Here is a 20,552-nt window from a genome sequence, read left to right as displayed (position 1 = left end):
GTGGCCTCCTGTTAATCGTCGTCTGACACGCTGGATTTTTCGATATCCGCCTTGATGAGATAGCTGTTCTCCACCACGTAGCGTTCGCCGGGCTTCAGGCCAGAAAGTATTTCGGTGAACTGGCCATCCGTGCGGCCCAACTCGACAGGCCGGGGCTCAAAGCTATTGCCTTCTTGCACAAACACGACCTGGGATTCGTCGAGCAACTGCAGGGCCCGATTTTCTATCACCAGCGGCACTTCGATACGCTCTACCACGATGCTCGCCGAAACCAGCCGGCCCGGTGAAAGCAGCTCCTCTGCGTTGGCAATTTCTGCCCGGGCAATGACGTAGGGCGAGCCGCTGTTCTGCGGCACGATATGACTGATCCTGGACTCGTGCTGGGCATCTCCGGTGTCAATTCGCACCAGCTGTCCTGGTGCGATTTCGCGGCGCTGCCCCGGGAAGATTTTCAATTCCACCCATAGCGGGTCGAGCTTGGCGATGGTGAACAGCGCCTGCTCCCCGGCCAGCTCGCCGACGTTGATATTGCGCTGGATAACGGTACCGGCGAAAGGCGCACGCAAGGTGTAGGGTTGGAGGCTGTCGTTGGATTCGATGCTGGCCAGTGGCTCGCCAGCCTTGACCGCGTCACCGAGACTGGCATTGATTTTCGTAACCTGACCCGGGAAGCGTGCCCTGATCAGGGCAATCCCGTCGGGATTGGGAACAAGGCGGCCATAACTGCTGATGGTGCGCTCCAGGATGCCGGCACCTGCGGCCTTGCTTCGGATACCGGCTTGCTCCGCCATCTCGGCGGAGATTTCCGCGTGAGTGCTCTCCGACTCCTCGTGCTCGCCGCGCTCTTCGTTGACGTCACCGTGCGCATGCGAATCATCACTGTGATCATCTTCCGCGGCATGAGTCGGTCCGGCCGTCAGCACATAAACGCTGGCAAGTATGAGTAAATAGTTAACGACTTTCATGGTAGTAATCCTTGTTCAGCGGCCAGCCAGAGGCTGCGCCGTCAGTTGTTCGATCAGCGACTGGTTGAGCAGCGCCGTGGTGGCGGCGTCGACCAGCGCCTGCCGGGCGGAGAGCAATTCCCGCTGCGCGGCGGTCCACTCCACATAGCTGTAGCGACCTTTCTCGTAGGCCTCGCGGGTCTGGCTGAGGGCATCACTCAGATCGGGAAGCACTTGGCCGCGAATCTGCTCAACCGCCTCGATGTTTTGCTGCCGCTGTCGGTAAGCCTCGAACAGGCGCGAGTGGAGGCGAAGCAGGGTGTCCTCCCGGCGGTACCGGACTTCATCCCGCGCCGCCAGAGCGGCTTGCACTTCGCCGCGATTGCGCCGTCCGGAAAACAGCGGTACGGAAAACCCGCCGACCAGCGCCGAGTCATCCGTCTCCTCGAACTGCCGGACACCCACCTGCCAGCGGATATCGCTCTCGGACTGGCTCCGTGCCAATTGGACTTCCGCCTCACGGACGCGCCGCTCGCTGGCATAGATTTGAATGGCCGGGCTCTCACTGACCCGCTGGTACAGGATCTCGAAACTGTCGGAGGACCCGAACTGGAACAGGTCGCCCTCCAGACTCTGAAAGTCCGGACGGGTATCACCCCAGAGCGAAGCCAGAGCTATTTTCCGGCTCTCGTATTCGCTTAACACGCGGGACTGCTCGATACGACTCCGGGTGAGCGCGGCCCTGGCGCGCATGACTTCGGCCTGGGGCGCCGCGCCCCGGTCGGCGCGACGGGTGACGATCTCGTGGGTGGCCTCGGTCAGCGCCACAGCGTCAGCGGCCAGTTCAAGTTTTTCCTGCAGGGCCAAGGTGGCGACAAAACGCTGGGCCACCTGTCCCAGCACATCCAGGGTTTCGGCCTGGCGCTCGGCCTCGACCAGAGCGTATCGCGAGTCGACGACGCTGACGCGGGCCTCACGCTTGCCGCCAAGTTCGAGAACCGATGACAAGGACAGGGTGTACTCTGCCGCGTCGCTCCCCTGCCGGTTGCCGCTGCCGAGGACGTTTTCCACCTCCAGGCCGGCTTCCAGGGCAGGATTTTGATCCGCCGTGAAACGACGGCCTTCAAGGCCCTGAAGGCGAAAATCGAAAACCTGCAGGGTGGGGTTCTGCGCCACGGTCCGCGAGAGGGCATTGGCAAGTGTGAGAGGTGCCTGCTCGGCGTACGCAACAGTGCCCGTCAGGGTTAGCACGAGAAGACACAGCAAGGTGTTAAAAAATTGACTCGGTATTACCCGCCGCCCATTTTTTATGGGCATTCCAAAAAGCATGAAACTACTCCTACGAAAGTCTAAATGACAGTAGTTCCCCAAGCTGGGGAAGGTGCTGCTCGCAGGATCAAACGATAGGAGGGCGGAAAGGAGAGGATTGATCGACAGAGGAAAAACTGGCCTGGTAGCCCGTCAGGCTTTTGTCCGGCATATTGCCCAAAGCGTCCGGCAGGTAACCCATCGATAGCATATGGCAGTGCCCATGGCACAGATCACATTGCACGAATGAATGGCCGGAATCGTCCGGCGCGGCGGGAGACTGATTGCCGGTCGTGTCGGCTGGCTCAATATCCGAGGGGTCAGTTAAAAGTTCAGCATCGTGGTGAACCACTCCCGGACTATAAAACTGACCCATATCAGCAACAGACACCACCGACTGCAAAGCCATCAGGAGCATCATTGCCATTATGAATCTGCGTCTAACCACGCCAGTTATGCCCAAACAAAAAGGAAGCGAAGTCTAGCGGCACAGCAATTGCCTGTAAAGTCCTCTACGCATTCGGGGGCTACGTTCAGCGCCAAGACATTTACCAAGACCATGAAACGGTTGTCCGTGAGTGCTGGATAAGCTCTATTCATTGGAGTTTTTCCTTTGATTAGCGACTAATATCCAGATTCATTTATTATAGATCGTCAAGTCCCAGCGGTCGGTTGGATGGTTTTTTACCGGGTCAATTTTCAAATCGGCCGCCTGCCACCAGTTTTTTCCCAGCCATTGTGATGCGGGCAGAGCGCCTGACTAGACAGCAAATTGAACGGATGATCGACCAGCATGCCGAGAAGTGCAGCCAAAAGGACAGATTTAGCCGACCGCTTGCTGTTTCTCAGAGATATCCCCTTTTCCATTTCTGCAGCTGTGGGTTTCATCGCGCTCTCGGGTATTGCCATCCTCAATGGGTTGGTAATGGTGTCGTTTATCCGTGAGTTGATGCATGAAGGTGTAACGCTGGATGACGCGATTATTGAAGGCGCGGTGACCAGGTTACGGCCAATTATAACCACCGCACTGGTGGCATCATTGGGTTTTGTGCCGATGGCGCTGAATACGGGTATCGGGTCTGAGGTTCAGCGACCACTGGCGACTGTCGTTATTGGCGGCATTATTTCTTCTACCTTGCTAACGCTATTTGTCCTGCCAGCCCTGTACCGGCTGGTCAATGGGAAGGCAGCGCAGCAAATCAACAACAAGGGAGTTTAGGTTGTGAAATTGAAATACTGGATTGGTCTTCTATCCATTTTGGCAAGCAGCATCGCCATGGGGCATGGCATGTCAGCAGAGGATAAGGCGAGGGCGCTCAATGCCGGTTTCATGGAGTACATTGAGCTTGGAGCGATGCACATGGTCACAGGCTATGACCATTTACTGTTTCTGTTCGGCGTGGTGTTCTTTCTGACCCGCTTCAGTGACATTGTTCGTTTTATAACCGCGTTTTCCATTGGCCACTCGATTACTCTGGTGTTTGCCACCCTCTATAGTATTCAGGCGAATTACTACTTAGTGGATGCGGTTATCGCTCTGACTGTCTGCTATAAGGCGTTTGATAACCTTGGCGGTTTCAAGACTTATCTGAAGATGAAGTCACCAAACTTAATGTGGATGGTTTTCGCTTTCGGTCTTATTCACGGGTTTGGACTGTCGACGCGATTGCAGCAATTACCTCTGGCAGAAGATGGTTTGGTTTTTCGCATCCTGGCTTTCAATGTTGGCGTAGAGTTGGGGCAGATTGCTGCGCTGGCCATCATGTTGTTTTTATTGTCTGGTTGGCGCCGCATGGCATCGTTCAAACGCTTCAGTCAAGCGACCAATGGGCTGCTGATGGTGTTGGGGTTGCTGTTGCTGTTGATGCAGCTGCATGGATATCTACACTCAAGCAATCCTGATGAATTTCCGCTGAACAAGGATGATCACCAGCATACTCATGAAGACATGGGGGTTGCTAATTCTCCGCTGTCCGGGTACGAGAAGCGCTTTGATTTGGATGCAGAGGATAGTGTTAACGGTGAGGTTGAAACAGAGGGTCGTGAGCCGGAGGAGTTGCCAAACAGTGCCTCTAATCCTCACGCCCATGGTGACGGCGAAGCCCATGTACATTAATAAATTTGATCTGTTTTTATGAGGAAAATGTTATGAGATGGATGAAAACCTTGATGACGATGATGGCCTTGAGTTTTGCCTCGCCGGTGTTTTCTCACGGCGGAGGGCATGCCACGGTAACCGCCGATCAGGCGGAGGAAGTAGCCAGGTATGTGGCTGTCGAGCTCACCGAGGAAGATCGGGGTATGGGATTTGGCAAACTGGACGAAAGCTGGAGAGAGATCCCCGACGAGAGCGTGGGTATCAGTAAATTTGGCCCCGGATATTACATTGTGGCTATGGATCATGAAGATGAGGAGAGAACGCTTTATATACTTATGACCAACACGGGTAATGTGTACGACGTAAACTTCACTGGTGAGTTCAAAGGAATTGATTGATATTAAGCTAGGGAATCAAGAGGAAAAATTATGTCAATGCTAGTCATTAAATACCTAGTATCAGCAGCAATTATAGTCTTGGTTTCCGAGCTGGCTAAGCAGAGTGATAGGGTGGGGGCGCTATTGGCGTCACTGCCTGTCGTTACACTAATGGTCTTGGTGTGGCTTTATTTTGAGGGCCAACCCACTGCCAAACTGGCCAATCATGCTTGGTATACCTTTTGGTATGTGCTCCCAACGCTGCCCATGTTCGCCTTATTCCCAGCAATGCTTGAGCGCTGGGGATTTTGGCTGGCTTTATTAGTGTCAGCTTTTTTGACCGTGTTTTGTTTTGCTCTGCTTGCTTTCTTGGTAAAACGCTGGGGAATTGATCTATGGTGAGGAAAGCGACTATTTTGCGGAAAATAGCCCAATCCTGTTTAGACTAATGTCGATTGCTGGCTGTCAGAATTCAATAATAGGCGTGTTATTTAGGCGTGGGTCAAATATGTGAGTATATTCTTCATAGAAAGAGTAGGTAGCCTGAATGCTTAGTTGAGCTCTAGATGTCACTTGGAGCGAAAACTCTCATTTAACGCATCAGCTATCATCTTGGTTCTGTCAGATCCTGGAGCCGGGAGCCCAATTTCTCCCAAGCCTCGCTGCATTCCTTGGTATAGCTATGGCGTTGATAGGTCCTTTTAACCCTATTTTCTTCGGTGTGGTTCAGGCAGCGTTCTGCGACTTCAGGAAGTACGCCTAGAGCGGTCATCATGGTTGCGCCGGTTCTGCGAAGGTCGTGAGGTGTCCACTTGCCACCGGGTAAACAAAGAGCTTGCGCGTTGTTAGTGCGATTGCTCATGGTGCCACTATTTGACGGGCGCTGTCGGTCAGAAAGCTGCTTGGTTATGGTTTTTGAGCAGAGAGGGCCGGTTTCCGCTCTGTTCGGGTAGCACCATGGGGACAGGCCTGTCATTTCCTGCAGCTGTTGGAAGAAACTGACAGAAAAGGCTGACAGGTGTACTTGATGAGGCTTGCCGTTCTTGCTGTTTTCGGCAGGAATAAGCCAAGTTCTTTGCTCTAGGTCAATATACTCCCAGCGTGCCGCCAGAAGTTCACCAATGCGGCAACAGGTGGAAAGTGCTATCCAGACAGCCAATTCAGAGGTTTTCAGCAGGTTGGCAGAGGGTAGGGCGTTTGTCAGTTGTCGAATCTCGTCCTCGGATAGCACTCGGTCACGTTCAGTCTCCTTACCTCCGATTTTGGCTTTCCGAATACTGCTGCTGGGGTCGAATTCAATGATGTCTCGGTCCACGGCAAAGCGGAACATCTGTCGCATCAGGCTGAATACGACTTTCACCATGCGGGTGACACCCCGTGCCGCCATGGCATCTGTCACCTGAGTGATGTGCCCTTTACGGATGTCTGCGACAAAGACTTGGCCAATGAGGGGGAGAACGTCCTTCTCGAACATGCGCCGGACTTCTGTACCCTTGTCTTTCCGGTGTGACACGTCAATTTCCATCCATCGCTCAAAGAGCTGGGAAACGGTTTGCCGAGAAGCCAGTGCAGCGGCCTCGGCCTCTTTTTGTGCCGCTTCTTGCTCAAGGCGTGATAGCTCTGCTTGCCTAGCGGCCTCTCGAGCGGCCCGTTCTGAGTTAAGGTGCTCTCCAATGTTCTTGATGCCTGAGACGTAGAGCCGCGATAACTCGCTGGCTTGGGTGCGGGCTTGCTTGAGAGTGAGCCCGGTGGTGCCAGTGCGTGAGTAAACTCCAAGCGGGTGAAACTGGCGTTTACCTGTCTGGTCACTGTAACGGAAGTAGAAGAGATGCTTCCCGTTTGGCTGAAGTCTGACCATGAATCGACCATGCCCACGTGGGCCGTCTTCGGTTAGCCAGGCATCTTTGGGCTCTTTTGGAGTGAGGTGTCTATCTGTGATGATGCCCATGTATGCTCCGAAATCTCGTCACCGTTCCGTCACCGTTCCGTCACCGTTTCTCAATCGCTTTCGGTGGATTCTAGTGGACGTTGTTGGACAATGCAAAGATGTATTTTTAACTAACTTACTGATATTTAATGGTTTGTAGATTCTGTTGGACGGCGACGGACAAGCTGTAACCTTTATGGGGTGCAAGGGGTAGGAGGTTCGAATCCTCCCGTCCCGACCAAGAATACCCCGAAAGGTCAGTCACTTAGCGGTGTCTGGCCTTTTTCGTTTTTGGCCCGCTGCAAAACAAAATCAAAACTCCTGCAAAACCTATCCGGTAATTTTGGAAATATCCAGGTCCGGCACTGCTTCGCTCCACACCACGTCTTCATGATCCGCTTCGTAATTCCGCGTCATCTTCCCGCTGGCATGCCCGGCGATCTTCTGCCCGTACTTGCCTGCCTTTTTGTGCAGGTGAAGGCTCAGTGCCCGCAGCTCATGGAAGCCCGGCATTTGTCCTCGCTCTGGCGGGATTGATGGTAAGGGGGGGGCTTCCCAGCCATTCTCCACCCAAATGAAACCGTGATGGACCATACCAAGGGCAAGGGACAGGGAATGGGAGAGCAGACCATCGTCAATGTCCACAATGCGCCTCCAGGCACTGCAGTGCGGGAGCGCCAGAGTGATGGGCTAAAGGTGGTAGACATTATGATTCAGGATGTGGAGAGCGACGGGCCTTTCTTCCGCCAGCTGTCACGTAGAACCGGTGTCAGGAGGGTTGGCGACTAACTAGGGTGATGTCAGTATTGTCTCGCATGGGTGTTCTGTTCATGCCTGAAGGGAATCAGCATGCAATTCATGAAAATACTGGCTATTGCTGTCGGAATTATGGGGGCTCTGTACCTAATTGAGCTTTACAAGAAGGGGTACAGGGTCAGGATCCGGTTCAGGGTGCGCCGAGTCCCATCGGCGAACCCAGTGGAAAGCCTACCCAAGCTCCATAATCATTTGGGGAAAGCGGCCGTTGCGCGTGGCGAGGCCTTGCAGGCCATTCGCGAGGGTGAGCACGATAAGGCATGGGGTCTGCTGCATGATGTGAAATCCCACTATCTCGACCAGGCGAGGTTTTATGGGATGACAGCAAGACAGGCCTTGGCCTTGGATGCTTCAGTGCACAAGCACCTCGCCAACATCCTGCGGAAAGAGGGGAAGCACCATGATGCCATGGTTCATGTCTTGTATTGGTTGGGCGCTGCCAATAACCCCCCTTCCGAGGCGGAATCCAAAAAGTACCGTGCTTATCTGAATCGCTGCAAATTCAACGTGATTACCTTGAATAGGGCGTTGAGAGACCTTTTTAGGCTCCGAGAAAACCCAAGCCATGAGAATGCCATGGTGGCGTTCAATGAGTGGCTGACAGAAGAGGCGGGGGATAAAAAGTAGGCCCGGCTAGTTTCCAGGCAATGAAAATCAGCACCATCAGCATGGTGAGAAAGCCTGCAAGCCAGAGGTAGGGGGAGATTTCATTCATCTGCTATCAAACCGTTGGTCTATCACTGAAAAAGGATACAGCAACTAGCCCGCGAGCACCTCAAGGCTGGCTGTTGCGCGTTTTTGCTTGGAGATATGATCTGCCTATATGATTCTGATTCAACCGATAGGAATTCGGATGCGAGCCGCACCCAAGTGACTCGGCCAAAGGATGGGATATGAGAATAACAATATTTGCTGCAGCCCTGCTGCTGTCAGGCATGGCGAGCGCCTCCTCAATTGCTCAATGTTCCAGCCCAAAAGGCTACTCGTACTACCCTGAAATTGGTCATATCGGTCCGGACAGTGCTGGCTGGAAAGAGGACCAGATCTCGCAGGGTAAGGTAACCCTTGTTAAAGGCGCGGACGGGAAGTTCGACATTCTCTTCATCGATGCGTCAGAGACCATAACCTCATCTAGGGCGGATGGCGGCACTGTCGCTATGGCAAGCCGCGGGAAGAGTTCCGCTTCCTTTGTCGTGCTATATCCTGGAAAGACTGTTGAGACGTACACATTTCTAGAAACCACGTCTCGAAATCTTGAATTCATCATGGTCACCAGTCGAGCCGGAGACTCTGTTGTCTTCACAAAAGCCACAGTGATGGCAGGGAAGTGTTCTTTCATCGACTTTGGAAATCTGTAAACGACGTTGTGTTTGGGGTGGGGATGGAAAGGTACGTTTTCGGAGTATTCACCTTTGAGCTTGGTGAGCTAGCGCCATGGTTGCAAGCCATCGGCAGCATCTTGGCTATTGCTGTGGCTATATGGCTCAACCGAGAGCAAAGCCGTGCGGCAGAGAAATTAGCTACTAGACAGCACCAGGAAAGTCTCGATTTGCTTGCCGAACAGAACAGGCAAACAGTAAGCCGGGAAACTGTTGCTTATCACCGCTCAGTAGCTGACCGGATTATCCCTATTACGGCATTGATTGAGCACTGGGATGGAATTGCCTCTCATGCATTGGAAATTGCGCGGGGGCACCCCGTAAATGATGAATTTCAAAGGCTCAGAAAGAGTGTCAGAGGAGTCGAGGCAACACAGGTTGATGATGCTATTAAGCGAATCGATGTACAGCAGATTCCTGAGATACTGCTGGTTAATGAGTTTGTTCGTATGCGTCATCTGTCAGCCCTGATGCTGAAGCATATCCAGTGCATCAAATCCAGCGGCAAGGTAGAAGAAACCATCAAGCAAGCAGTTCACTCTCTTTCGGTGAACCGCGACAGGGTGGAGGAAATACTTCAAAACTTCAGGGAGAGAAGGGATTATCACTTGGCTAGGGCAGGTGTCTCGCCTCGCTACAGCTGAAGGCATTCCCTATGCCTCTAGGAAGATGTTTTTAGTACCGGTACGTACCTATAGGTACAGTGCAAAAAAAACACCCCTCCCGCTTTGACTTCAACCCGAGTTTGACTACATGATTATTCACAGAAGGGGGAAAAGATGCCCCTGGAAGAGAAACGGGCCAGCGTTGGAGCGCCAGCCCGTTTGGTAACTAAACCCGCTGTAGCTTGGCCATCAAACTAAGGGTTCAGTAAGGTACAATTGAATGTTGCCCTATTGCGCAATAATGCGTCAACAGCAACTTCATGCCCGTAGCTGGCCATTCTGCAGCCTACCTATGAGGGCTGTGAGATGCTTGCACATCCTACAGAGCCTTTCTGGTGGGTGGTTGTGCGATTGCTTGATCTCTTGATTTTGCTATTGCGCACTGCTCGCAGGAAGTAATCGGTACTGGTAATGGCCGGCAGGAATGCCGGCCATTCTAACTCTTACCCCTCCCCACGCTGGTCAGGAAACGCGTCATTTATGTGCCCACTGGCTGATGTCAGCAATATGGGGCAGGCATTTCTAGAGAAACTCGAGGCTCTCTGAGTCTTTTTGCTCTTCTGGATCGGCAATGCCGCAGTACTCTTTGACGGATACCCCGCAGATCCTTCCCGCGGCACCTGTGCGATAACTGATGCCATTCCGGTCCAGCCACCGCTTGAGCGGGGCTCGGGTATTGAAACCGGTGTCTTCAAGCAGCTCTTCTTCGGTGATTATCTCGGGGTTCATGAGGTGCCTGCCTCCTATTTTGACCTTAACAATACTTAACATCCTTCCGCGCTGGGAATGGGGTTTCAAGACAGTTACGCGCATGTATCCGCGCGCGAGGGCTGCGGCCTGGACGTTTTGCGACCAATACGCGCGTGAGGCAGGTAGGGAAAAGTAGGGGTGAAGGTTTTTCCGGGGTCACTACGCGCGTAGAGGGTGCGAACCAGGCTGCGAACTTCGCTCCCGGGGGTGTTGAAGAATGTTGAAGCCTGGAGCGAGTCTGCTTGCATGTTGACAAATGTTGACATCGGCAATGCCGGCACCTGAAAAACCTGAAGCCGCGAATTGGGTTTTGATGGGGGTAAGCCCGGGGCAACATGTCAAAACATGACATCGCGGGAGCGTCCTCCCGATCCGCGTTTCAAACGCTGGTGGGCATAGTTTCTCCCGCCTGCTCGGTCTCATAGCAGCCCCCCTGGAGCAATGGCCGAAATGAGGCTGGACAGCGCAAAAAGCAAGATTGCGATAGTCAGCAGCCAGGCAATACGGCTAGTTGATTTTCGTTGTGCTAGGCGCTCAATGGCATCTATGGATTTGCTATAGTCCACAGTTCCGCTCCTTGGTGCGTGCAAGAGTGGATTTTGGAGGCCCTAGCAGTTACCGCTGCTGGGGCTTCTGTTTATTGGTCTATGTGTAGTGTGCTGTGCGGTTGGTCGAGCATCGACCTCCTGCAGTTGTGGCTAGCACTTCTACAGCTGGACCGTGTAAGCAAGTTTGGAACTAGGGGCGTGGGAAGTATTTTGAACGCGGGCAAAAAATGCTTTGCTGGATCCTCCCCTTTTTTACAGCCCGATAACTAGCTCCGGCAGAAGCCACTATCGTGGTTTTGGTCCCCAAGGTAGATACTGAAGCACTTCAGTACTTTTGATTGCCGCCACTCTCCTAGTGCAAGTATACGCGGCGTTTACTTGTCAAAACTTGACATCAAATTGAGGATTTGCCCGCAGCCCAACGACGAGGTAAGCGCTGTGGCTACCCCAGAAACCTAAGGTCTGACCCTGGGCTTTCTTGCAGTCCACTAACTTGGCAACCTGCTGAAAAATGCTGAAATGCGATAATGGCTGATGTGGGGCGGAAGGTTTTATGCCGGTCACTACGCGCGAGGAGATCTGGGGTGGACTTTTGGCGGTGTAAGCAAGGGTTGGCGGTAGAATGCTGACCGTACAAATTGTAGCCGGCGGCGAGGGCCGGCCAATTCTCTGTCCGAGCCGGCCCGCATGAACATTGGGCCGGCGGGTGTACAGAACTGACTTGGTCATCGGCCCAGCCAGGCCAGTTTGGGGGTATCTCTGGGGGTATAAATTTAACATTGTTACCGTAATGTCAAATAAAAACAGTGCCTTGTGGGTGCTTTGTGAGTCCTCCCGTCCGACCAATCGAGATACAAAAAAGCCCGGCTGGAAACAGCCGGGCTTTTTTGTGCCTGACATTCGGCGGCTCCGCCAAAGGCTAACCCTGCGGTAAAAACGGAGTGTGCCGAAGGAGCGCAGCGAGTTCCGTGCGGCCTAAAGGGTGGCGCAGCGAATAACACCGCTCGAGGTGCGAAACGCCCACGTCGAGAAACCCTCATTATTTCCCCCGCAAAATCTGAAAATAGACCGCAAAGGCCCCAGGTTTCGTTAAATAATGCGCAAGTCCTTGGTCAAGTTGTCGCAGAATTTGAGATAGCTCATCGCTTAGCAGATGTCGACTCAATCGACATGCCGACTTGGCCATGTCGAAATTTCGCCATTCTCTCGACATTGATCGCTGCAGAGATCGCGGCCTTATGGGTGAAGTGTCTCTCGGCCGGTTTCCATCCCCGCGGTAGGAGCGTCGCTCGCGGCGCGATCGCATTCTCCTTTAATCGCCCCTGCCATACGCAAATCCCGACAATCCTTGTCAGCCAAATACGAAAAAGTGGTGAGAGAAGGCTGGCAGCTATTTAGCCTTGTGATAAGGTTCTCAAATAAGAATGAACAGCCTTCAGGCAGGGAATGCCAAGGCAGTAGAAGGGGATGGCAATGCTAGAGTGTCCATTTTGTACCGTGCCGGACGCAGTACCGGATGGCCCGAGCCTGCAAAATGCCCTGGCCTATGTGCGCGAAGACAAATTCCCCATCTCCCCCGGCCACCTGCTGGTCATCCCCAAACGCCACGCCAACGACTGGTTCTGCCTCACCGAGCAGGAACAGACCGCCGTCATGCAGCTAATCAACCAGGCAAAAACCTGGCTGGACGAGCGCTACGCCCCGGATGCCTACAACATCGGCATGAACTGCGGCGAAGCAGCCGGCCAAACCGTCCAGCACATGCACTGCCATATCATTCCCCGCTATCAGGGGGACAGCGACGATCCCAGAGGAGGTGTGCGTTGGGTAAAGCCGGATCAGGCAGATTACTGGAGTGAACAATGACCACCGCCCAGTACCTGGACCAGCTCAGCAGTCTGCGTATGGATCGCACCAAGGACCGGCCGCGCCCTCACAAGGTGTGCCTGTTGTTGGCGGTGCTGGATCTGATCCGTGCCGGCACCCTGAAAGACAACCGGATTCTCTTCAATGAGCCCCTCAGGCAGGCATTCACAAAACGCTTTGAGCGGTTGAAGCAAGACAATGACCGGGACAACCCAGAGTTTCCGTACTTTTATCTGCGCTCATCCGGCTTTTGGCACCACAAGCCTGTCGCCGGAAAGGAAGAAGAGTACGAACGGCGGGTAAGAGACCATAAAGCCCCGGGCCCCCGGTCAACACCGCAGTTGATCGACTATGCGTGGCTGGATACACCGTTATTCAACCTGTTCCGGGATCCCGCCATGCAGCCGCAAATTGAAGCAGCCTTGTTTGCCAATCTCCAGGATCGGCGCAAACACTTTTCCCACTGGGCCGACTCCATTGGCAAAAGCGAGCGCACCGTCAAAAGCTACGCCGGGGCACTGAATAACACCCTGCCGAAGTTGCTGCAGAGCGAAGGGGCACTGATCGAATCCTTCTTTGATGTAGGCTCGGTGGAACAATACCAGCAGCTCAGTAAACACATCGAAAGCCAACCTGCTTTCCAGGTCAAAGATGATACCGGCCACGGTATGTACAGTGCTGCCCTGCGCCTGTACGGCCAGTTTTTGAAAGACGCCACGGATTATGAACTGACCAACGACCTTGCCGATCTGGATAACGATAAGACCTTGTCAGAAACCGAGCGCAGCACGCTGCGGACCACTCGTCTCGGTCACGGCAAGTTCAGGGAGGGACTGGTGGGCTACTGGCGCGGCTGCGCTATCACCCAATATCCGGATGTACGCCTGCTCATCGCTTCTCACATAAAGCCCTGGCGAGAGGCAGATAACAAGGAGCGCCTGGATCCCTACAATGGCCTGTTGCTGGTTCCGAACTTGGATAAGGTATTTGATCGGCAGTTAATCAGCTTTGACAGGGGTGGTCGCATCCTGATCTCCAGTCACCTGGAAGATCCAGGAAAGCTAGGTATTCATAAGGATATGGTGGTCAAGTTGGATGATAGTCACCAGCAGTATCTAAATCATCACAGAGAACATTTTCGTGAAAAGCAGGCAGGTAGAACCTAACTTGGTTCATTATTGTGAATTGCTTCCCATAAAGTGATTGGTAAAGACAGATTGCATACTTGCTTGGCCAGTCGAAGGAGATTGAGGACTAAATATGAAAGACGTAATTTTGAAGCTGCGCCAATTTCGTGATGAAAGGGATTGGAAGCAATTTCATAATCCAAAAGATCTTTCTTTGGCTCTCAGTATTGAGGCTTCAGAGTTACTGGAAGTTTTTCTATGGAAATCATCCGAAGATGCTGATGTTGGGAAAGTAAAAGAAGAGCTGGCAGATGTGTTGGCCTATGCCTTTCTGCTGGCAGATAGCTATGACCTGGACATCAGCGAGATAGTGTTGGAAAAAATCAGGAAGAATGAGTTGAAATACCCTGTTAACAAGGCGAAGGGTACAGCCAAGAAGTATACAGACCTATGAGTAGTGACTCCCTCGTAGACATAAAACGCTACCCTTTCAGCGGAAAATCTTTGAATGATCTGCGTAGCAATGCGTTTGCTGTAGGTGGGTGGCCTCTGGTTTATGTTCTTAGTGATGAGAAGAAGCTGCATGCCTACATTGGAGAGACAACGGATGCGCTATCCAGAATGGGTACGCACCTAAAACATGATGAGAAGAAACTGCTTACGGCTGTCCATTTAATAACTAGTGAATACTTCAATAAATCAGCGACATTGGATGTTGAGTCGTTGCTGATCAAGTACATGGCTGCTGATGGGAAATACTCACTTCTCAATGGTAATCTGGGGTTGTCCGACCATAACTATTATCAGAGAGATGATCTTTACGAAAAGGTTTTCCGGGACGTCTGGGATGCACTGATCTCTTGTGGCGTGGCGTCGAAAACGTTGAACCATATCGATAACTCTGATGTGTTCAAGTATTCACCTTATAAATCTCTCTCCTTTGATCAGCGCCAGGGTTTGCTTACCATCCTGTATGAGTTACTTAACCCTGAAGTCAGGAATGTTGTTATTGAGGGCGGAGCGGGAACAGGAAAGTCTGTTCTGGCAATATTCCTGTTTAAATTACTGAGCAAAGGCGACAGACAGATTGATCTTCGTGACTTTGCTGATGATGAGGCTGAGATTCAGTCTCTTATCGATGACTTCAAGAATAATAATCCTAACCCTAGTATGGCTCTTGTTGTTCCGATGACATCCTTCAGGACGACCTTGAAGAAGGCTTTCAAGCATGTCTCTGGTTTGAGTCCCAAGATGGTGATTAGTCCTGCTGAACTTGCCAAACAACATTACGATATCGTCTTGGTCGATGAATCGCATCGCTTGAGGAAAAGAAAGAATCTGGGTGCCTATTTTGGCACTTTTGATAAAAGCTGTGAGGCACTGGGTATGGATAAGTATGCCTGCAGTGAGGTGGACTGGGTTTGTCAACAGTCTGATAAAGCGGTTTTTTTCTACGATAAGGGGCAATCCATCAAGCCGTCAGACGCTGATTCTTCTGTCTTTGATCGCCTCAAAACTGCTAAGGGGTCGGTAACCCACAAGCTGCTTTCCCAGTTTAGAGTCAAAGCTGGTCAGCCTTATGTTGAGTTTATTGATGCCTTGCTTAACTGTCGCCTTGATCATGGGGAGCGCTTTTCCGATAAAAATTATGAGTTCGAATTCTTTGAATCTTTAGGTGACATGGTCGATGTGATAAAGGGGAAGGAGATTGAGACAGGGCTTTCCAGGATCGTCGCCGGTTATTCATGGCCATGGACTTCAAAGAAAGATAATGAAGCATTTGATATTGAAATTGATGGTGTAAGCCTTCGTTGGAATAGCACCAATACTGATTGGATTAACAAAAAAGATTCATACAAGGAGGTCGGTTGTATTCATACCACACAAGGATATGACCTGAACTATGCAGGCATAATCTTTGGTCAAGAGATTCGGTATGACAAGGTGAGTGAATCAATTGTTATTGATAAAACCAATTATTTTGATCGTACTGGTAGTCAAGGCATTAAGGGTCCAGAAGAACTGAAGCAGTATATTATCAATATCTATAGAACTGTGATGCTTAGAGGGATAAGAGGTACATTTGTTTATGCATGTGATCCCGGTCTCCAGGAATATTTAAAGCAATATATTCCCACTTATTCCCGGAAGATTGTTGCTCAGGATAATAATGTCGAATCGCTTGTCCTCTATGAGAATGCTGTCCCATTAGTTGACCTTCAGGCTGCTGCTGGTGAATTCAGTGATCTGCAGAATGTCCAGCATGAAAGTTTGGTGCCTGTGCCGGATGGAGTGATCCTGAAAGAGGGGATGTTTGCCTGCCGAGTCATGGGGGAATCCATGAACCGTGTTATTCCGAATGGAGCCGTCTGCTTGTTCCAGCAAGACCAGGGCGGATCGCGCAATGGAAAGACGGTATTGGTTGAGTGTGTTGATGGCGTTGATGCAGAGACTGGATCAAGGTACACCATCAAGGTATATGAAAGCTTCAAGGTAGAAGATGAGGAAGGTTGGAGACACTCACGGATTGAATTAAGCCCCAACTCTGACGATGAGAGCTTTAATCCAATTATATTAAATGATGATGAGGTCTTGAGTTACAGAGTTGTTGGGGAGTTCGTTTGCGTTATTTGATAATAGAGTGATAAGAAGCGAGCGTTATTTATAAAAGTTAGTGATTAATCTAGAAGTCAGCTTTTATTTGACTAAAATTTAGTCTGGCGGTCTGTTTTTGCGATAATTTCAGAATCTTAATTGGTTGAAGGTGCTTATGCCTGTTCCCTCGCTGGAATCAAAAAAAGCTTATTTTGCCAGGGTCCGTCGGGCCAACTACGCGGCCAGCTTGCGCCTGGAAGGCTTCACCGTGAAGGACGGTGATGTGAGATTTACGTCGCGCAAAGCAGCAGTCCTTGCCCACAGCCGTCCGGTTAAAGCGAAAGCCTGAAATAGATAAATACGGGGCTGTCCAGAATGGATATTGTTACCCCGAGAGTGATGCCCTGAAAACCGGCTGAACATCGAAGACGACGAAGCATTGTCTGATGCCGAGCGGGCAATTACTTCTGTTGCGCTGGTGTGTGATTGCTCGGGGCTAGAAGTTATCTACGACAAGTTTATTGGTGACACTCTCTTACTGATTTCCCTTCTGCCCCTTCGCCTTATACGCCGCCTTCCTAGCCCTCTTCTTCGCCTCCTTCTCCTCCTCTTTCAGCCGGCGTATCTCCGCCACCTTTACATGCTCTTGCTCCGCCGTGGCCGGGGTTTCCAGGGTGAGCTGGCCGAGTCGGCCGCCGCGGTATTCGCTGATCAGCAGGGTGGCGGCGCGGTCGAAGTCCACGTGGCCGCCGCTGCCCAGGCAGCCCCGCTGTTTGCCGATGGTTTCCAGGAAAGGCACGCCGTCTTCGGGCAGGTCGTCGCGTTTGAAGCGCTCTTTCATTTGTTCCGGGTAGGCCTGCATGAAGTATTCGGCGGCGAACAGCGCCACGTCGTCTTCCTGCATGGCGGTGGCTTTGATGGCGCCGGAGAGGGCCAGGCGGTAGCCGCTGTTACGGTTTTCGATTTTCGGCCAGAGGATGCCGGGGGAGTCGATGAGGATCAGGCCGCCGCCCAGTTCGATGCGTTGCTGGCGCTGGGTCACCGCCGGTTCGTTACCGGCTCGGGCCACCTGGCGGCCGGCCAGGGTGTTGATAAAGGTGGATTTGCCCACGTTGGGGATGCCGGTGATCAGGGCGGTGATGGTGGTGGCCCGGTCCCGTTTTTTGTGGACCATCTGCTGGCAGAGGTCCGCCAGTTTGCGGATGGATTCCGGTTTGTGGGTGGTGATGGCCAGGGCGCGGACGGTGGGGTCTTTTTGCAGGTGGTCGAGCCACTGCTGGGTGATGTCCGGGTCGGCCAGGTCGCTTTTGCTGAGCAGTTTCAGGCAGGGCTTGTCGGCACGGAAATTCTCGATCACCGGGTTGGAGCTGCTGTAGGGCAGGCGGGCGTCGACGATTTCGATGATCAGGTCCACCTTGGGCAGGATGTCGCGGATTTCGCGGGTGGCCTTGTTCATGTGGCCGGGGAACCAGTTGATGCTCATAAGCGGGTGTTGCCTGTCTGCATGAAGTATCGGCGCATTATAACGGACTTGCCCCGGCGGGGCGTGGCTCGTGCCCGCTTTGTCTTGAACCAGGACGGCGGGCTTTGACGCTTTTCGCCAGTGGCGTGATACGAATCGTCATGAGTGTCTCATTTTGTCTCCCGTACACTGGGTCCACTGAATCTGATAACAGCGGAGTAGGGTATGGATCTGCGGGTGCCGGAGCAGGAGAAGGCGTTTCGGGATGAGGTGCGCACCTTTCTGGAGGAGAGCCTGACCCCGGAAATCCGGGAAGCGGGCAGGCTGGTGACCTCGGTGTTTGCGCCGGTGAAGGAAGCCATGGCCTGGCAGCGGATTCTCAACGACAAGGGCTGGGCGGCGCCGCACTGGCCGAAGGAATTCGGCGGCACCGGCTGGAGTGTGAGTCAGCGGGCCATCTTTGCGGAGGAGCTGGTCCGGGCCGAGACCCCGCCATTGGTGCCCATGGGCCTGCACATGTGCGGCCCCTGCCTGATCGGTTGCGGCACGGAGGAGCAGCAGCAGGAATATCTGCCGAAGATTCTCAACGGCGAACACTTCTGGTGCCAGGGCTATTCCGAACCGGGCTCCGGCTCCGATCTGGCCTCCCTGAAGACCTTTGCCGACAAGGATGGCGACGACTATATCCTCAACGGTACCAAGATCTGGACCACCTACGCCCACTACGCCAACAAGATGTTCGCGCTGGTACGCACCAATCGCGACGGCAAGCCCCAGCAGGGCATTACTTTCCTGCTGCTGGACATGGACCTGCCGGGCATCACCATCGAGCCTATCGTCGGCCTGGATGAAGTGCCGGAGCAATGCCAGGTGTTCTTCGACAATGTGCGGGTACCGCAGAAGAACCGGGTGGGCGCGGAAAATGACGGCTGGACCGTGGCCAAGTACCTGCTCACCTTCGAGCGTGGTGGCCAGGAATATGCGCCGGGCCTGAACGTGATGCTGGAAAAGATCCGCCTGATGGCCGAGAAGCAGCAGACCGCTTTGGGGCCGCTGACCAAAGACCCGGTATGGCAGCACAAGTTTGCCGCCTTGGAGGCGGATGTGCTGGCGCTGGAATTCACCGAGATGCGCATCAAGTCCGCCCTGTCTGCCGGCAAGGATCCCGGGGCCCTGTCCTCCATGACCAAGATTCTCGGCACCGAGTTGCTGCAGAAAGTCACCGAGCTGCGCATTGAAACCCTGGGTAGCCAGAGTGTGATCTGGCAGCCCCAGGCCCTGGTGCCCGGCGAGGAACAGCCGGTGATCGGGCCGGAGTATGCACTCACTGCCATGCCCCATTATCTGAACTCGCGGGCCTGTTCCATTTATGGCGGATCCAATGAGGTGCAGCGCGGGATTATCGCCAAGGCGGTGTTGGGGCTGTAAACGATATTGTTGGAGCCTTGCTCGCAAGGCGAAGCGCGTCGACGAGGGTATTCGCCTTGCGAGCAAGGCTCCAACGGTAAGGGGGGGAAGACCCCGTCCGGGAATGGAGAACAACGATGAATTTTCAGTTGAGTGAAGAACAGCAAATGCTGGCGGATAGCGCCAAGCGGTTTGTGCGCGACAACAGTGATGTGGAAACCCATCGCCGGAACAAGAAACTGATGCCACTGGATGCGGCCACCTGGCAGCAATTTGCCGACCTGGGCTGGCTGGCGGTGCCGTTCGAGGAAGAGCACGGCGGACTGGGCATGGGGCCGCTGGAAACCATGGTGCTGCTGGAAGCCCTGGGGGAGGGCCTGATCATGGCCCCCTATATTGCCACCGTGGTGCTGGGCGGCGGTTTTCTGCGCCAGGCCAGCGCGGCCCAGCAGGCGGAGACCATACCCGCTTTGCTGGAAGGCAAGCTACAGGTGGCCTTTGCCGCGGAAGAGTATGAGCGGGTGTTTACGCTGGAAAACACCGCCATGGTCGCCGACCTGAAAGGCAACGAGGCGATACTGAATGGCACCAAGAGCTGCGTGATGAACGGCGACCAGGCGGACCTGTTGGTGGTGCTGGCGCGTACCGCTGGCCAGCCCGGTGATCAGGATGGCCTCAGCCTGTTTCTGGTGGATGCCAATGCACCGGGGGTGGAGCGGGTGCCCCACCGTACTGTGGACGGTCGCCAGGGTGCGGAGATCCGCTTCAACCAGGTAAAGGTGGCCGAGGCGGCCCGCATCGGTGCATTGCATAGCGGCTATGCCATCGCCCGGCAGGTGCTCCATGAGGGCCTGCTGGCCCTGTCGGCGGAGTCCGTGGGCAGCCTGTCCGTGCTGCTCAATGAAACCGTGGAATACAGCAAGACCCGCAAGCAGTTCGGCATGCCCATTGGCAAGTTCCAGGTGCTGCAGTTCCGCATGGCGGACATGTTCATCGCCATGGAGCAGACCCGGTCGTTGCTGCTGGCCGCCACCCTGAAAACCGTGGAAGGCCATGACGATGCGGCCATGGCGGTGCATGCCATGAAAGCGCAACTGGGCCGGGCCGGGCGCAAGATCGCCCAGGAAGCCATCCAGATCCACGGCGGCATGGGCATGACCGACGAACTGGGCGTGGGCCACTATGTGAAGCGGGTGACCGGCGTGGATGGCCTGTTCGGCAATGCGGATGTGCACCTGATGGCCATCGCCCGCTCGGCGTAACGGGCCGGTTGCGATGGCGGG

At 53.6% G+C, this 20,552-nt stretch carries 21 protein-coding genes and 1 pseudogene; 15 read left to right on the top strand and 7 right to left on the bottom strand.

Translation table 11 applies throughout. From position 1 onward, the window contains the following. Positions 1-11: 11 nt before the first annotated feature. The 3 genes from A0251_RS14455 to A0251_RS14445 all read right to left on the bottom strand — a co-directional run bounded on the left by A0251_RS14455 (position 12) and on the right by A0251_RS14445 (position 2,679). Positions 12-965, bottom strand: a complete 954-nt coding sequence (locus A0251_RS14455; protein WP_062817554.1) for an efflux RND transporter periplasmic adaptor subunit — start codon at positions 963-965, stop codon at positions 12-14. A gap of 15 nt (positions 966-980) precedes the next feature. After that, positions 981-2,195 carry a TolC family protein gene (locus A0251_RS14450; protein WP_231866137.1) on the bottom strand — a complete coding sequence of 405 codons (1,215 nt, stop codon included), beginning with the start codon at positions 2,193-2,195 and terminating at the stop codon, positions 981-983. Between the two features lie 145 nt (positions 2,196-2,340). Then, complete coding sequence (locus A0251_RS14445) at positions 2,341-2,679, bottom strand: hypothetical protein (RefSeq protein WP_062817552.1); 339 nt, start codon at positions 2,677-2,679, stop codon at positions 2,341-2,343. 411 nt (positions 2,680-3,090) lie between these two features. Between A0251_RS14445 and A0251_RS14440 the strand changes: the two are divergent. From A0251_RS14440 to A0251_RS14425, 4 genes and pseudogenes are all read left to right on the top strand, one after another. Continuing rightward, a pseudogene (locus A0251_RS14440) lies at positions 3,091-3,471 on the top strand (efflux RND transporter permease subunit); the annotation flags it as partial. Positions 3,472-3,474: 3 nt separating this feature from the next. Beyond that, positions 3,475-4,368, top strand: coding sequence for a HupE/UreJ family protein (locus tag A0251_RS14435; protein ID WP_062817550.1), 894 nt, complete (start codon positions 3,475-3,477; stop codon positions 4,366-4,368). A gap of 32 nt (positions 4,369-4,400) precedes the next feature. After that, positions 4,401-4,748, top strand: a complete 348-nt coding sequence (locus tag A0251_RS14430) for a DUF6488 family protein (protein ID WP_062817549.1) — start codon at positions 4,401-4,403, stop codon at positions 4,746-4,748. Positions 4,749-4,778: 30 nt separating this feature from the next. Then, entirely contained in the window at positions 4,779-5,129 is a 351-nt protein-coding gene (locus A0251_RS14425) for a DUF3147 family protein (protein WP_035246388.1), read from the top strand. Between the two features lie 205 nt (positions 5,130-5,334). Here the strand turns inward: A0251_RS14425 and A0251_RS14420 are convergent, their stop codons facing one another. Both A0251_RS14420 and A0251_RS14415 read right to left on the bottom strand, forming a co-directional pair. After that, on the bottom strand, positions 5,335-6,675 hold the full coding sequence (locus tag A0251_RS14420) for a site-specific integrase (protein WP_062817548.1): 1,341 nt from the start codon (positions 6,673-6,675) through the stop codon (positions 5,335-5,337). Positions 6,676-6,984: 309 nt separating this feature from the next. Further along, complete coding sequence (locus tag A0251_RS14415; protein WP_062817547.1) at positions 6,985-7,167, bottom strand: hypothetical protein; 183 nt, start codon at positions 7,165-7,167, stop codon at positions 6,985-6,987. Between the two features lie 72 nt (positions 7,168-7,239). On the opposite strand from A0251_RS14415, the gene A0251_RS17445 reads away from it, so the two are divergent. The 4 genes from A0251_RS17445 to A0251_RS14395 all read left to right on the top strand — a co-directional run bounded on the left by A0251_RS17445 (position 7,240) and on the right by A0251_RS14395 (position 9,493). Continuing rightward, a complete protein-coding gene (locus tag A0251_RS17445; RefSeq protein ID WP_062817546.1) occupies positions 7,240-7,443 on the top strand; it encodes a hypothetical protein in 204 nt (67 codons plus the stop codon). A 60-nt stretch (positions 7,444-7,503) separates the two neighbouring features. After that, positions 7,504-8,097 (top strand): hypothetical protein, encoded by a 594-nt coding sequence (locus A0251_RS14405; protein ID WP_062817545.1) that lies wholly within the window; start codon positions 7,504-7,506, stop codon positions 8,095-8,097. Between the two features lie 266 nt (positions 8,098-8,363). After that, positions 8,364-8,828 carry a hypothetical protein gene (locus tag A0251_RS14400; protein ID WP_062817544.1) on the top strand — a complete coding sequence of 155 codons (465 nt, stop codon included), beginning with the start codon at positions 8,364-8,366 and terminating at the stop codon, positions 8,826-8,828. A 23-nt stretch (positions 8,829-8,851) separates the two neighbouring features. Beyond that, on the top strand, positions 8,852-9,493 hold the full coding sequence (locus tag A0251_RS14395) for a hypothetical protein (RefSeq protein WP_062817543.1): 642 nt from the start codon (positions 8,852-8,854) through the stop codon (positions 9,491-9,493). 543 nt (positions 9,494-10,036) lie between these two features. Here A0251_RS14395 and A0251_RS14390 read toward each other — a convergent pair. Continuing rightward, a complete protein-coding gene (locus A0251_RS14390; protein WP_062817542.1) occupies positions 10,037-10,243 on the bottom strand; it encodes a DUF4224 domain-containing protein in 207 nt (68 codons plus the stop codon). Positions 10,244-12,285: 2,042 nt separating this feature from the next. Here A0251_RS14390 and A0251_RS14385 point away from each other — a divergent pair. From A0251_RS14385 to A0251_RS17740, 5 genes are all read left to right on the top strand, one after another. Beyond that, positions 12,286-12,678, top strand: a complete 393-nt coding sequence (locus A0251_RS14385; protein ID WP_197461951.1) for an HIT family protein — start codon at positions 12,286-12,288, stop codon at positions 12,676-12,678. Positions 12,679-12,716: 38 nt separating this feature from the next. Further along, positions 12,717-13,844, top strand: a complete 1,128-nt coding sequence (locus tag A0251_RS14380; protein ID WP_197461949.1) for an HNH endonuclease — start codon at positions 12,717-12,719, stop codon at positions 13,842-13,844. A gap of 94 nt (positions 13,845-13,938) precedes the next feature. Beyond that, entirely contained in the window at positions 13,939-14,259 is a 321-nt protein-coding gene (locus A0251_RS14375; protein ID WP_062817539.1) for a nucleotide pyrophosphohydrolase, read from the top strand. A gap of 50 nt (positions 14,260-14,309) precedes the next feature. After that, positions 14,310-16,439, top strand: coding sequence for a DNA/RNA helicase domain-containing protein (locus tag A0251_RS14370; RefSeq protein ID WP_231874251.1), 2,130 nt, complete (start codon positions 14,310-14,312; stop codon positions 16,437-16,439). Between the two features lie 136 nt (positions 16,440-16,575). Further along, positions 16,576-16,749 (top strand): YhfG family protein, encoded by a 174-nt coding sequence (locus tag A0251_RS17740; protein WP_103918168.1) that lies wholly within the window; start codon positions 16,576-16,578, stop codon positions 16,747-16,749. 186 nt (positions 16,750-16,935) lie between these two features. Here A0251_RS17740 and ylqF read toward each other — a convergent pair whose 3' ends face one another. Then, positions 16,936-17,883, bottom strand: a complete 948-nt coding sequence (ylqF, locus tag A0251_RS14365; protein ID WP_062817537.1) for a ribosome biogenesis GTPase YlqF — start codon at positions 17,881-17,883, stop codon at positions 16,936-16,938. A 204-nt stretch (positions 17,884-18,087) separates the two neighbouring features. On the opposite strand from ylqF, the gene A0251_RS14360 reads away from it, so the two are divergent. Both A0251_RS14360 and A0251_RS14355 read left to right on the top strand, forming a co-directional pair. Then, a complete protein-coding gene (locus tag A0251_RS14360) occupies positions 18,088-19,290 on the top strand; it encodes an acyl-CoA dehydrogenase family protein (RefSeq protein ID WP_062817536.1) in 1,203 nt (400 codons plus the stop codon). 116 nt (positions 19,291-19,406) lie between these two features. Then, the gene (locus A0251_RS14355) at positions 19,407-20,531 is read left to right on the top strand and encodes an acyl-CoA dehydrogenase family protein (protein ID WP_062817535.1); all 1,125 of its coding nucleotides are present in this window, start codon (positions 19,407-19,409) and stop codon (positions 20,529-20,531) included. Positions 20,532-20,552 lie beyond the last annotated feature (21 nt).

It is taken from the genome of Alcanivorax sp. NBRC 102024 (assembly GCF_001602235.1).
GTDB lineage: Bacteria > Pseudomonadota > Gammaproteobacteria > Pseudomonadales > Alcanivoracaceae > Alcanivorax.
The sequence above is the reverse complement of the archived record's forward strand: the minus strand, read 5'-3'. Positions and strand labels throughout refer to the sequence as shown.

Coding starts and splice junctions, on each gene's coding strand:
- A0251_RS14380 (WP_197461949.1), top strand. CDS start 12,717: ATGGATCGCACCAAGGACCGGCCGCGCCCTCACAAGGTGTGCCTGTTG.
- A0251_RS14445 (WP_062817552.1), bottom strand. CDS start 2,679: ATGGCAATGATGCTCCTGATGGCTTTGCAGTCGGTGGTGTCTGTTGCT.
- A0251_RS14415 (WP_062817547.1), bottom strand. CDS start 7,167: ATGCCGGGCTTCCATGAGCTGCGGGCACTGAGCCTTCACCTGCACAAA.
- A0251_RS14455 (WP_062817554.1), bottom strand. CDS start 965: ATGAAAGTCGTTAACTATTTACTCATACTTGCCAGCGTTTATGTGCTG.
- A0251_RS14430 (WP_062817549.1), top strand. CDS start 4,401: ATGAGATGGATGAAAACCTTGATGACGATGATGGCCTTGAGTTTTGCC.
- A0251_RS14390 (WP_062817542.1), bottom strand. CDS start 10,243: ATGAACCCCGAGATAATCACCGAAGAAGAGCTGCTTGAAGACACCGGT.
- A0251_RS14420 (WP_062817548.1), bottom strand. CDS start 6,675: ATGGGCATCATCACAGATAGACACCTCACTCCAAAAGAGCCCAAAGAT.
- ylqF (WP_062817537.1), bottom strand. CDS start 17,883: ATGAGCATCAACTGGTTCCCCGGCCACATGAACAAGGCCACCCGCGAA.
- A0251_RS14355 (WP_062817535.1), top strand. CDS start 19,407: ATGAATTTTCAGTTGAGTGAAGAACAGCAAATGCTGGCGGATAGCGCC.
- A0251_RS14395 (WP_062817543.1), top strand. CDS start 8,852: ATGGAAAGGTACGTTTTCGGAGTATTCACCTTTGAGCTTGGTGAGCTA.
- A0251_RS14425 (WP_035246388.1), top strand. CDS start 4,779: ATGTCAATGCTAGTCATTAAATACCTAGTATCAGCAGCAATTATAGTC.
- A0251_RS14400 (WP_062817544.1), top strand. CDS start 8,364: ATGAGAATAACAATATTTGCTGCAGCCCTGCTGCTGTCAGGCATGGCG.
- A0251_RS17445 (WP_062817546.1), top strand. CDS start 7,240: ATGGACCATACCAAGGGCAAGGGACAGGGAATGGGAGAGCAGACCATC.
- A0251_RS14385 (WP_197461951.1), top strand. CDS start 12,286: ATGCTAGAGTGTCCATTTTGTACCGTGCCGGACGCAGTACCGGATGGC.
- A0251_RS14405 (WP_062817545.1), top strand. CDS start 7,504: ATGCAATTCATGAAAATACTGGCTATTGCTGTCGGAATTATGGGGGCT.
- A0251_RS14360 (WP_062817536.1), top strand. CDS start 18,088: ATGGATCTGCGGGTGCCGGAGCAGGAGAAGGCGTTTCGGGATGAGGTG.
- A0251_RS14375 (WP_062817539.1), top strand. CDS start 13,939: ATGAAAGACGTAATTTTGAAGCTGCGCCAATTTCGTGATGAAAGGGAT.
- A0251_RS17740 (WP_103918168.1), top strand. CDS start 16,576: ATGCCTGTTCCCTCGCTGGAATCAAAAAAAGCTTATTTTGCCAGGGTC.